We start from the raw sequence: 12650 nt of genomic DNA, 5'->3' as shown, positions 1-12650 counted from the left end.
AGGAGAAGTTCAGAATGGCATTTACCGGCTATCTCAAGATTCCCGACATCCCGGGTGAATCGCAGCGCGCGGACCACGAGGACGAGATCGACATCTCCGACGTGTCCTGGATGATCGAACAGGCGTCCACCGCGCAGATCGGCCGCGGCCGTGCACGCGCCCGCGCCGACGTGTCGTCGCTCCATTGCAAGAAGACCTACGACGCGTCCTCGCCCTACATCGCGCTCAGCGCCATGAAGGCGACGTCCTTCGACGAGGTCGTGGTGACGATCCGCCGGGATTCCGGCGACGCCCACCTCGATTACCTCACCATCACCATGCAGAACACGATCATCTCGAAATACGAGATCACGGGAAAGGGCCGGATCACGGATTCCGAGGGGATCGAGCGCGAGGGACAGGAGCTGCAGGAGGAGATCGCGTTCGCCTTCGAGAACGTCAAGATCAAGTACATCGTGCAGGAAGAGGACCACTCCGCCGGCGACGAGCACGAGATCGAGTTCGACATCGCGAAGGGCGCCTGAGGCGCCCATGGCACAGTCCGGTGTCTGACAAGGCCGACACGCGGACCGTTTCCCGGCAGGAAGCGGTGCAGCCATCCCTGTGGGACAGGCTGACCGACGACCTGCCGGGACTTGTCGCGGAGACCGAGGCGCTGCGGCGCGACCTTGCGCGCGCCCTGGGCGACGCGGCCTCGGCCGATGCGCTCGTGGCCGGCGGCACCCGCGAGATCGAGCGCCGCACCGATCTCGATGACGACACGCGCCTTTTGGCCCACCGGCTGCTGCGGCTGCTCGCGGCGCGGCGCAGGCTCGAGGATGGCGGCGTCGTGGTGACGGCGGATGTCCTGCGCGAGGCGGTGCGCCGCGACATGGAGATGCTCTTCAACACCGAGCGGCTCGAGGCGACCTTCCTGCTGCCCGAGCGCGACGCCTTCCTGCACAAGAGCCCGTCCGACCTTTTGGCGGCCTTCCCCGAGGTGCGGCGCAGCGTTGTGAACTACGGCGTGCCCTGCTTTGCCGGCCTCACCGGCAGCGACATCGACCCAGATGCACTGGCGCGCGAGCTGACGCTTGTCGTGAACACGTTCGAGCCGCGGCTCCGGCGCGACAGCGTCCGGGTCAAGGTGCGCCCCTCGGACCGCGCCGGCCTCAGGATCGAGGTCGACGGCATCCTGATGCTGTCGCCGGTGCCCGAACGGCTGCGCCTCTCGACCCGGATCGACCTCGAGAACGGGCAGGCGCGCACGGTCCTGGAGGACGCCTGATGGACGCGGCATTCCTGGAATATTTCGAGGAGGAGCTGTCGCATATCCGCGGCCTCGCGGAGGAATTCGGCGCGCTTCACCCGAACGTCGCGCGCAACCTCTCGCTCGAATCCGTGCCCTGTCCCGACCCCTACGTGGAACGCCTGCTCGAGGGCGTGGCCTACCTCGCCGCGCGCACCCGCCTCAAGGTCGACGGGGAGGCGAGCCGCTACGTCCGCAACCTGCTCGACATGCTCTATCCCGACCTGGCGGGGCCCTCGCCCGCGATGACCATGGCGGCGCTTTCGCCCGGACCGCAGGTCGAGCGGATGACCGACGGGCATCGCGTCGCGCGCGGCACGCGGCTGGTCTCGGGCCTGCGCGAGGGCCAGCAGACGCGCTGCACCTACACGACGCGGCAGGAGGTCGCGCTCTGGCCGGTCAGGCTCGGCGCCGTCCGGCTGCTCCAGGACCGCGGGGCGCTGGCGCAGGCGGGCGTGTCGCAGGCCCTGACGCGCGATGCGGCGGCGGGGCTGCACATCCGGCTCGAGCGCACCGGCGCGGGCAGCCTGGCGGAACTCTCGCTCGACGTGCTCGACCTCTTCTTCGGCGCGGGCGTGCGGGGCGGCGGGATCTTCGACGCGGTGTTCGGCTTCGGCGCGGGGGTCGCCGCGCGGCCCGCGGATGGCCGCACGCCGTTCCGGCGCGTCGCGGACGCGCAGATGGTGGGCATGGGCGCGGACGATGCGCTGTTGCCCCGGGTACGCCCGTCCTTCGAGGGCTACGGACTTCTGCGCGAATACTTCCTGATGCCCGAGCGGTTCCACTACATGCGCCTCGGGGGCCTCGCGCCGGTCATCCGGGCCTGCAGCGCGCACCCCCTCGAGATCGTCGTGCTGTTCACCGAGCAGCGGCCGGACCTCGTCTCGGTGGGCACCGAGGATTTCCACCTCTTCGTGACGCCCGTCGCGAACCTCTTCGAACACGAATGCAACGTGGTCGAGCTGCGCCCCGGCCGCGCCTCGCACATCGTGCACGCCGACCGCACGCGGCCCAAGGATTTCGAGATCTACCGGCTCCTTCGGGTCGAGGACGCCGAGGTCGAGGGTCCGCAGGCGAGGGTTAAGCCGCTTTTCTCCACCGAGGCGACCGCGGACAGTGGCTTTGTCTATTCCGCCGAACGTCGCCCGCGCCTGCCCGACACCGAGGAGGTGCGCCGGGGGCAGACCCGCAGCCGCTATTCGGGCGACGACTTCCATATCTCGATCGGGCAGCCCGACGGGAAGACGCCGACCAAGCCGCTGCGCCGGCTCGACATCCGCGCGCTCTGCACGAATCGCGACCTGCCGATCCTCGACGACATGCCGCGGCTCACGCTCGAGGCGGGCGACCCGGTGCAGGAGGTGCGCCCGCTCCGCGGCATGCACCGCCCGCGCCCGTCGCTTAGGGCAACGCTGCCCTCGGGTGCGGCGGGGGAGGGGCGGATCGACGAGCTGACCTGGCGCTGGATCGCGCAGCTCGGGCTGAACCACCTGTCGCTCGCCGACGGCTCGGCCGGCAGCGAACCGCTGCGGACGATGATCGCGCTCTACGCCGATCGCGGCGACCCGAACCTGCGGCGCCACGGCCAGAGCATTGCCGGCGTGTCCTCGCGCCAGGTGGTCGAGCGGCTGCAGCTCGGCGGGCCGATCTGCTTCGGCCACGGCACCGAGATCACGCTCGACGTCAACGAGACGATCCTGTCGGGCGGCAGCGCGCTGCTGCTGTCGGCGATCCTCTCGCGCCTCTTCGCCCGTCACGCGGCGATCAATTCCTTTGTCCGGACGAAGACCCGGCTGACCCAGCAACAGGCGGAGGTGACATGGCCGATGACGCCAGGCACGCGCGCCCTGATCTGAGCGGCCCGGTCGCGGGTGCAGACGATCCCCCGGCGGTGGAGACGGATTTCTTCGACCTGCTCCGGCGGCTCGAGACGCGCGAGCGTCGCTTCGGCCGCGCGGGCGGTGCGGAGCGCGAACCCGCACGGCTCGGCCAGACGGCGCGGCTCGCCTTCGCGGCCTCCGACGTCGCCGCGGTGACACCGGGGCAGGAGGGCCTGCCGCCGAACGTCGCCGTGAACGTGATCGGCCTCATCGGTCCCGAGGGACCGATGCCCCTGCACATGACGCGCTGGATCATGCAGCGGCTGTCGCAGCGCTGGTTCGCGGGCGACACGTCGGGCGCGACGGCGGACACCTCGTTCCTCGACTTCGTCAACATGCTGCAGCATCGCCAGATCGGGCTCTACTGGCGCGCGTGGGCCGATGCGCGGCCGGAGATCCACGTGACCCGCGCCGATGGCGACCGCATCACGGCGATGATGCGCGCCATCGCGGGCATCGGCCTGCCCGAGACGCTGACGGGCGACCAGCGCATCGACGGGGCCAAGCTGCACCACGCGACCTCGCTCGACCTCGCGCCGCGCAGCCCCGAGCGGCTGTCGCGCTTCCTCGAGACGGTGCTGCGGGTGCCGGTCGCGGTCGAGGAATTCGTCGGCCGCTGGATCGAGATCCCCGAGCCGCTGCAGACGCGCCTCGGCGTCGCGCATTGCGGGCTCGGCACCGGCGCCGTGGCGGGCGCGCGCGTCTTCGACCGGCAGTCGCGGGCGGAACTGCGCCTCGGCCCGCTAACCCGTGCGCAGTTCCTCGATTTCCTCGACGACGCCGCCGCCTGGGAGCGGCTGCGCCACGCCGTCGTCTTCGCCATGGGCAAGGAGCTCGACATCGTGCTGCGCATGGTGCTCGCCGCCGACGAGGTTCCCGAGGCGCGCCTCGGCTCGGGCCGGCTCGGGCGGAGCATCTGGCTCGACCCGGTACCGGGACGGGACGCGGACGACCTGTGCTTCACCCGCATCGCCGAGCCGCACGCGCCTGCGCGGGAAGGACCGTCATGAAACTGCGCATCGTCCTCGAATCCGCACCCTATCCGCAGCCCGACGGCGACCGGCTGTTCGACGGCGGGCAGCTTGTGATCGGTCGCAGCGCGGATGCCGACTGGCAGATCGACGACCCCGACATGTTCGTGTCGCGCCGTCACGCCATCCTGTCCGAGGAGGACGGCCGCGTGATGGTCACCGACGCCTCGAGCGGCGGGCTCTACATCGACAACGCGGCGCACCCGCTCGGGACCGGGAACTCGGTGCCGGTCGAGCCCGGCATGCGGCTCAGGATCGGCGACTTCACCTTCCGGGTGGACAGCGCGGCGCCCGGCGCGTCGGGGCCGGCGCCACGCGCGGGCATGCCCGCGGCCTTCGACTTCGGGCCGTCCGAGGTGCCGCCGCCACCGCCGCCCGAGCGCCCCGACACGCTGCCCGACCCGTTCGGCATCCGCAGCGATCGCGGCGACGCGCTGAACTGGGAGCGCGAGGAGAAGCCGCCGCCGCGCCCGCTCGACGAGTCCGATCCGTTCGGCCTCGACCTGCGCCGCCCGGCGGCCGAACCGCCGCGCCCCGAGCCCGAGACGCCGACCGCGCGGACGGGCAGGGGATATTTCGACGACCCGGTCGAGGACGCGCCGGCCCCGCCGCCGTCTGCGCCTGCCGCCCCGGCGCCGAAGCCCGACATCTTCGCGAGCTGGCCGCCGCCGCGCGACCCCGCGCCCACGCCGGCGGAAGCGCCCGACGCCGGGGATCCCGCGACGCCCGAGGCACCCGCCGCGCGCGATCCCTTCGGTGAGCTCGGAGCCTCGCCGGAGCGTGCCCGCGTGCGCGCCGCGCCGCCCGACCCGGCGCCGGACATGCCGGCCCCGCCGGTCGACGCCTCGCCGCCGGTCGCCCCGGCGGCGCCCGGGTTTTCCGATGCGGAGGCGGCGCGGCTCCGGGTCGCGCTCTTCCGCGGCATGGGGATCGACCCCGACGCCGCGCGCGGCGACCCCGAGGCCGAGATGGAACAGATCGGGCGGTCCCTGCGCGCGCTCGTCGAGGGGACCATGATGCTTCTGCGGACACGCGCGCAGGAGCGCCAGAAGGTCCGCGTGGCGCAGACCATCATCTCGAGCAGTGACGTGAACCCGCTCAAGTTCCTCGCCACGACCGAGGAGGCGCTCGAGGCGGTGATCCGGGCCCGCGGGCGCGGCTATCTCGACCCCGAGGCGGCGCTGAGCGGCGCGTTCCGCGACCTGGCCGATCACCAGGTCCGCACGTGGAGCGCGCTGCAGACGGCGCTCCGGCGCATGGTCGACAAGTTCGACCCCGCCGAGATCGCCAAGGAGATGGAGGAGGTCGGCCTGATCGAGAGCCTCATGGCCGGCGGCCGCAGCGCAAAGCTGTGGCAGCTCTACGAGGATCGTTATCGCGAGATCGCGCGCGCCGCCGAGGAGCAGTTCCTGGGCGAGGTCGGCGCGGATTTCAGGAATGCCTACGAAACGCAGAGGAGAGTGTGAGATGATCATCGAGAGACGCCTGTTCCTGGTCTCCGGCGCCGCGGCGCTTGGCCTTGCGGGGTGCGGCGGCGAGGCGCCGCCCCCGGTGATGACCGTCCGCGCCAGCGGCCAGCCCGGCATGAACCGCGGCCCCGACGGCAGCGACCGCCCGGTGACGGTGCAGGTGCTGCAGCTGGCAGGTGCCGGGGCCTTCAACACGGCCGAGTATTTCGCGCTGCAGGACCCGGCGACGGCGCTTGGCGCGGACCTCGTGAAGGCCGACCAGCTGGTGCTGGCGCCGGGCGGTGCGACCACGCGGCCGATCACCATCCAGCCCGGCACCACGCTCATCGGCGTGACCGCCGGATTTCGCGACCCCGCCGGCAAGCAGGTGCGCCGCACCGTCGCGGCGCCCACCGAGGACGCCGCCCTCATCGTCACCGTCGGTCCGGGCGGCCTGACGGTGGCCACGGGCTGAACAGGACGCAGTCATGACCGACCGCAACAGGGTGGTCTGGTCCGAGGGGCTTTTCCTCCGGACCCAGCACCTTCAACAGCAGGACAGGTTCGCCGAGGCACTGGTGCGCCAGGCCTTCGGCGCGACTCCCCTGCAGAGCTACGGCTTCACCCGTCTCGCGCTCGACCCCGTCGCCCTCGACGCGGGCCAGATCGCGCTGTCCGAGGCGGAGGGCGTGCTGCCCGACGGCACGTTCTTCGCGATCCCGGACGGGGTGGCGGACCTTGCCCCGGTCGGCGTGACGGCAAAGTCGGACGCGGGCCTCGTGCATCTCGCGGTCCCGGCCGAGGCGGCGGGCGCGGCGCTGATCGACCCGGCGCACGCGGACCCGTCGGGCGCCCGCTACCGCGGGCAGATCGTGACGGTGCGCGACGCGATCCGCGGCGGCGCCGACCCGGTCGAGATCGAGGTCGCCCGCCTCGCGCCCAAGATCCTGCTGCCCGAGGAGGAGACGCGCGGTTACGTCACGCTGCCCATAGCGCGGCTCGAGGGGCTGAACGCCGAAGGTGCCGTGGCGCTCGACAAGGGGTTCCTCGCGCCGGCGCTGACGATCGCGGCCGTGCCGTGGTACGGGCTCCTGCTCAAGGAACTCGTGACCGGCATCGACCGCATCGCCGAGGCGCACGGCGCGATGGTCCTCGGCGGCACCGGCGCGTCGATGGAGAACCTCCTGATCCTCGAGGCGGCGAACGCCGCGCGCCAGCGGCTCGCGCACCTCATGGCGCAGAACGATTTCCACCCCTCGCAGCTCTTCCTCGAACTGGCCTCGGTCGCCGGGCGCTTCGCCACCTACGGCGCGTCTGCGCGGCGGCTCGGAGAGATCGCGCCCTACGACCACCGGGACCCGCAGGCGGCCTTCGGCCAGCTTGCCGACACGCTGCGCTCGCTCGTCTTGTCGCTCCGGCACGTGGAGCCCAAGTCGCGGGCGCTGCGCGTCGCGCGCCATTCCGAGAACATCTGGACCGTGCGCATCGACAACCCCGACATCGTGCGGTCGAGCCGGATCGTCCTGCGCGTGGGCGGCGCGCTGTCCGAGGCATTCCTGCGCAAGATCTTCGTCGACCAGGCGACGGTGGGGGCCGCGGGCGATTTCGACGCGCTGTGGAAGTCGCGCCTGACCGGCATCCCGCTGAAGCCGCTCAATTCCCAGCCGCGCGAGATCCCCTATGACGGCGACCGGCTCTGCCTCGAGCTCGACCGGACGTCCGAACATTGGGCAGCGCTCGCAGATGCGCCGGGCTTTGTCGTCGGCGTCGCCGGCACGCTCGAGCGCGAACCCGAGATCGACTGCTATGCCGTGAGCCGATGACATGACCAAGGACGACCCGTTCGGTCTGGAAACAGATGCCGCCCGCACCCGGATCCGTCCGCGCGTGCAGGACCGCCCCGCGCAGCCGCAGCCGGCGGTCGCCGCGCACTGGGGCGGCGCGACCGACGCCCCCGGGCGCTCGGTGCGCCTGCGCGGCGGGCGGGCGAGCGGGAACCCCCTGGTCAATGCCTTCGCGCCGCTCCTCGGGCTCGCGCCGGAACTCGAGCGCGCGACCCCGCCGAACGCGCCCGACCTGCTGCGCAACAGCCTGCTCGACGGTCTGACCTATTCGCGCGACGCCGCGGTGACCGCGGGGGTGCCGCTGACCCGTGCGGACCAGGCGGCATGGTTCGTCGCGGCGCTGCTCGACGACATCGCGCTCAACACGCCCTGGGGCGGGGCGAGCGGATGGCCGCGGCACCCGATCGTCGTGCAGCTCTACGGGGACGTCGACGCGGGCGAGCGGTTCTTCGACCTCTCCGAGGACCTGCTGCGCCATCCCGAGCGCGATCCGGAACTGCTCGAGCTCGCCTTCATGTGCCTCTCGCTCGGCTTCCGCGGCAAGCACCGGGTGCGCGGCACCGGCGGGGAGGGTGCGCTGGCGCAGCTTCGCAGCCAGATGGCCCGGGTCCTGCGGGACCGCGACGCCGAGGATGCGGACCTCTCGCCCAACTGGCAGGGCGTGGCGGTGGCCGACGACGAACGCCGCTTCACCGTGCCGCTCTGGTCGGTGGCGCTCATCGCCGTCGCGCTCATCGCCGGCATCTACGTCGCGCTCGGGATGCGCCTGTCGAACCGGGGCGAGGCGCTTTACGAGGTCGCGGCGCTCCTGCCGCCCTCCGAGCGGGCCGAGATCTTTCGCCCCGTGATCACGACGGTCGAGCAGCCGGCGACGCCCGAACCGCTGGTCCTCGAACTCCTGCCGCTCTTCGCCGAGGCCGCGCCCCCGGACACCGCCAACGCGCTCACGGGCCGCGAGGACGTGGCGCTGGCGGTGGTCGTCGTGCAGGCGACGACGCCCGAGGTGTTCCGTTCCGCCAAGGCCGACATCAACGACGTCTACGCGCCGCTGATCGAGAGCATCGCGCAGGTGATCCGCGACAATGTCGACTTCGTGGGCTCGGTGCGCGTGGTGGGCCACACCGACAGCGTGCCCGTCCAGCGCACGAACCCGTTCCGGTCGAACCAGGGGCTGAGCGAGGGCCGCGCCAGGACCATCGCCGACATGCTGGTCGCGGCGGGCGTGCCCGCGGGCCTCGTGACCTACGAGGGCAAGGCCGCGACCGAGCCCATCGCCGACAACGGCACCGGCGAGGGCCGCGCGCGCAACCGCCGCGTCGAGATCGTGCTGCAGAAGAAGGTCTGAGCCGGCATGTCGTTCCTGAAGAAGATCCTCGGCTTCCTGTTCTCCCGCCTCCTGTGGACGGCGATCGGCATCGCCATCCTCTGCGCGCTGATCTGGATCTACGGCCCGCTCGTGAGCATCGGCACCGCAGAGCCGCTGGCCGGGGAACTGACCCGCGTCGTCGTCATCGGGCTGATCCTGATCTTCTGGCTCCTGTCGATGCTGATCCGGCAGATGCGGGCCGCGCGCGCCAACCGCGCCTTCGTGTCCGAACTGGCCGCGCCCCCCGAGGAGGCGCGCGCCGGTCCGGGAGAGGAGAACCTCGCCGAGGTGCACGCCAAGTTCCGCGGCGTGATGGAGCAGATGAAGCGCTCGAAGCTCGGCGGCCGCAAGTTCCTGCGCGACATGCCGTGGTACGTCATCATCGGACCGCCCGGCACCGGCAAGACCACGGCGCTGCGGCAATCGGGCCTGCATTTCCCCATCGACCTCGCCGACGATCTCAAGGGCATCGGCGGCACGCGCAACTGCGACTGGTTCTTCACCGAGGACGCGGTGCTGATCGACACCGCCGGCCGCTACGTCCAGCAGCAGAGCGACCCGGACGCCGATGCCGCCGAGTGGACGGGGTTCCTCAAGCTGCTCGTCAGGCATCGCGGCCGGCGCGCGCTGAACGGCGTGATCCTGACCCTGTCGACGCAGGAACTTGCGGGCGACGCCGCCTCGATCCGCGAACATGGCCGCGAGATCCGCAAGCGGCTGTCGGAGCTGCAGCAGCAGACCGGGCTCAAGCTGCCGGTCTACCTGATGATCACCAAGGTCGACCTCGTGCCGGGCTTCGAGGCGTTCTTCGGCGACCTGAACTCGCGCCAGCGCGAACAGGTCTGGGGCGCGACGCTCGGCACCCAGGACCGCGTCGACGGCGTCACCGTCGAGCGCGAGATGAAGACGCTGCAGGAGGCGATGGAGGCACGGCTCGTCGGGCGCATCTCCGAGGACCTGCCGCTCGCGCAACGCGCCGAGATCTTCCGCTTTCCCGCGCAGATGGAACAGCTGACCCAGCCGATCAAGGTGCTGGTCGAGGCGGCCTTCGGCGAAAGCCGCTACGAGGACAGCCCGTGGCTGCGCGGCATCTACTTCACCTCCGCGACGCAGGAAGGCTCGCCCATCGACCGGCTGGTGACGGGCATCGCGCAGTCGCTGGGCCTGTCGGCCCCGCTGCCGGAGCGGCGGCTGCACGGCGAGAAGCGGTCGTTCTTCCTGCGCAACCTGCTGACCGACCTCGTCTTCCCCGAGGCGGGGCTCGGCCGGTTCGATCCCCGCGCCGAGGATCGCCGCCGCTGGGCCTGGCGGGGGGCGGTCGCCGCGACCGCGCTGGCGGTCGCGGTCCTCGGCACGCTCTTCCTGTTCTCGTTCCTGCGCAACAACGGCGCGCTCGCGGAACAGGAGCGCCAGCTCGCGCGGCTTTCGGCGCGGCTTTCCAACGTGGCGGCGCGGCAGGCGCCGACCGATCCGCTCGACCTCGACCTCGCGCTCGAGGCGGCGGTCGAGACGGTGAACGCGCAGACCGGGATGGCGCCCACGCCGCTCACCTTCCTCGGGCCTACCGCGGCGCCGGAACTCGCGCAGATCCATCGCATCGCCTATGACCACACGCTGCGCAACGTGCTCGAGCCGCGGATGGTGGCGCTCCTCGAGGCGACCATGTGGCGGCACGCGCGGGATCCGGAATTCCTGCTCGACGCGCTCAAGGCCTACCAGATGCTGACCGGGCAGGCGCCCTACGACGCGGCCTTCCTGAACGTCTGGTGGCAGACCGTCCTGCCCGACTTCGCGCCCATCGACGTGTTCCCGACCGAGGAGGCGATCGACCACCAGCTCGCCGCCATCGTGCGGATGGGCACCGAGGAGGACAAGATCGCGCCCGATGCAGGGTTGATCGCCACCGCGCTCGAGAGCATCTGCACCATCCCGCTCGCGGTGCGCGCCTACCGGGCGCTCCGGTCCGATCCGGCAGTCGCGGGCCTGCCCGACTGGATCCCGGCCGAGGTTGCTGGGCCGAACGGGCCGCGGGTGCTGACCCGGCTCTCCGAGCAGTCGCTGCGCGTGGGCCTGCCCGGCGCCTTCACCTACGACGCCTTCCACGACGCCGTGCTGCCGCGCGTGCCCGAGGTGGCCGCGCAGGCGCAGCTCGACCGCGCCGTCTTCGCGGGGGGATGCAACGAGAGCGCCGAGGCCTCGGTCGACACGCTCGAGGCGGACATCCTCAAGCTCTACTACGACGATTTCATCGCGCAATGGGACAGCTTCCTGCGCGACGTGCGGCTCGCCCCGATCGGCGACCTCGTCCAGGCGCGGCAGAACCTCAAGGACCTGTCGACGACCGACAGCGCGTTGACGCGCCTCCTGACCGCCGTGGTAGCCGAAACGCACCTCGCCCGGGTCGAGGAGGACGGCGTCGGCACCGACGCCGCGCAGGCCGAGGCGCAGAAGGCCGGCCTGAAGGCGGTGAACAAGCTCGGCAAGCTCGGCCGGCTGGTCAAGACCGGTGCGCGCATCGCCAGCGCGTCGGGCGAGGACGCGCCGCCGCCGGTGCCGCCGGGCTCGCCGGTCTCCGAACACTTCCAGCCCCTGCGCGCCGCGGTCGAGGAAGTCGACGGCCAGCCACCGCTCCTCAACGACGCGGTCGCCGCGCTGACCGCGCTGTCGAACGAACTGCAGACGGTGGCGGCGAGCCCCGACCCGGAGGCGGCGCTTCTCGCCCGCGGCGGCCTGCCGCAGCTGACCGGTGCCATCGCCAACGAGGCGGGCATCCTGCCCGACCCGATCGACCAGTGGATCGCCGGGATCGCCGGCGACGCCATCTCGGTCACCCGCGAGGCGGTCATCGCGCAGCTGAACGCGCGCTGGCGGGCCGACATCCTGCCGTTCTGCACCTCGGCGACCGCCGGCCGCTACCCGTTCGACCAGTCCTCGGCGATCGACGTCAACATCCTCGACTTCGCGCGGCTCTTCGGGCCGGGCGGCCTCGTCGACAACTACATCAACGACAACCTGCAGGCCTATGTCGACACGACCGTGCGGCCGTGGCGCTGGCGGGCGGATTTCGGGCTCGAGGCGGAACTGCTGCAGCCGTTCGAGAACGCGCGCGCCATGCGCGACGCGCTTTTCCCGGGCGGCGCGGGGCCGATCATGGCCTTCAATCTCGAACCGCGGGACCTGTCGGGCAATGCCAGCCGGGTCACGCTGAACGTCGACGGGCAGGTGCTGAGCTACTTCAACGCCGCCGCGCGCCCCACGCCGATGACTTGGCCGGGCCCGGACGGCACCAACATGATCACGCTGTCCTTCACGCCCGTGGACGGCACGGGCGAGCTCATCACCTCCGAGACCGGCAGCTGGGCCTTCCTGCGGCTCGTGCGGAAGGGCGCGTTGAGCGAGACCGCGCTGCCCGAGGTGTTCGGGCTCAGGCTGTCCGCTGGCGGCTATTCCGCCAGCTTCAACCTGCGCGCCAATTCGGTGGAGAACCCGTTCGACCTGACCATGTTCTCGGGCTTCTCCTGCCCGCGCGGCTTCTAGGCGCGCCCGCGTGACGACCGGCTTCTTCGGCAAGCTGCCGGCGGCGGGCGATTTCGTGGCGCGCGGCCTGCCGCCGGGCGCGCGGGCGCCGCTCGACCGCTGGCTCACGCAGATGCTGGGCGAGGCGGCGGCGCGGCCCGCGGCGTGGCCCGGTGCGGGGCTCCTCGCCGTGATGCGGGCGGGGCAGGGAACGCTCCTCGTGGCGGCGCTGCCGAGCCGCGATGCGGCCGGGCGGGCGTTCCCGCTCGCCGCGGTC

10 protein-coding genes are annotated in these 12650 nt (G+C 71.9%); all 10 read left to right on the top strand.

Translation table 11 applies throughout. The features are described from left to right. Positions 1–14: 14 nt before the first annotated feature. Positions 15–524 (top strand): Hcp family type VI secretion system effector, encoded by a 510-nt coding sequence (locus RISW2_RS03180; protein ID WP_043766550.1) that lies wholly within the window; start codon positions 15–17, stop codon positions 522–524. A gap of 65 nt (positions 525–589) precedes the next feature. Further along, a complete protein-coding gene (gene tssE / locus RISW2_RS03175; protein ID WP_244437497.1) occupies positions 590–1267 on the top strand; it encodes a type VI secretion system baseplate subunit TssE in 678 nt (225 codons plus the stop codon). Then, positions 1267–3144, top strand: coding sequence for a type VI secretion system baseplate subunit TssF (tssF, locus tag RISW2_RS03170; protein ID WP_043766545.1), 1878 nt, complete (start codon positions 1267–1269; stop codon positions 3142–3144). The genes tssE and tssF overlap by 1 nt, the downstream gene beginning before the upstream one ends. Continuing rightward, positions 3108–4178, top strand: coding sequence for a type VI secretion system baseplate subunit TssG (gene tssG, locus RISW2_RS03165; RefSeq protein ID WP_051491765.1), 1071 nt, complete (start codon positions 3108–3110; stop codon positions 4176–4178). Before tssF ends, tssG begins: the two co-directional genes overlap by 37 nt. After that, complete coding sequence (gene tagH, locus RISW2_RS03160) at positions 4175–5665, top strand: type VI secretion system-associated FHA domain protein TagH (protein WP_043766542.1); 1491 nt, start codon at positions 4175–4177, stop codon at positions 5663–5665. The genes tssG and tagH overlap by 4 nt, the downstream gene beginning before the upstream one ends. A 1-nt stretch (position 5666) precedes the next feature. Next, positions 5667–6122: a type VI secretion system lipoprotein TssJ gene (gene tssJ / locus RISW2_RS03155; protein ID WP_084615230.1), complete on the top strand. Its 456-nt coding sequence runs from the start codon at positions 5667–5669 to the stop codon at positions 6120–6122. A 13-nt stretch (positions 6123–6135) separates the two neighbouring features. Then, positions 6136–7470 carry a type VI secretion system baseplate subunit TssK gene (tssK, locus tag RISW2_RS03150; RefSeq protein ID WP_043766540.1) on the top strand — a complete coding sequence of 445 codons (1335 nt, stop codon included), beginning with the start codon at positions 6136–6138 and terminating at the stop codon, positions 7468–7470. A 1-nt stretch (position 7471) separates the two neighbouring features. Beyond that, entirely contained in the window at positions 7472–8836 is a 1365-nt protein-coding gene (icmH, locus tag RISW2_RS03145; protein ID WP_043766537.1) for a type IVB secretion system protein IcmH/DotU, read from the top strand. Positions 8837–8842: 6 nt separating this feature from the next. After that, on the top strand, positions 8843–12394 hold the full coding sequence (gene tssM / locus RISW2_RS03140) for a type VI secretion system membrane subunit TssM (protein ID WP_043766534.1): 3552 nt from the start codon (positions 8843–8845) through the stop codon (positions 12392–12394). A gap of 10 nt (positions 12395–12404) precedes the next feature. Beyond that, on the top strand, positions 12405–12650 hold a 246-nt coding region (gene tagF, locus RISW2_RS24465; RefSeq protein WP_156943772.1), incomplete at its 3' end, for a type VI secretion system-associated protein TagF.

It is taken from the genome of Roseivivax isoporae LMG 25204 (assembly GCF_000521865.1).
Lineage (GTDB): Bacteria > Pseudomonadota > Alphaproteobacteria > Rhodobacterales > Rhodobacteraceae > Roseivivax > Roseivivax isoporae.
Note: the sequence above shows the minus strand (reverse complement) of the source record. Positions and strands in the feature narration are given on the sequence as shown.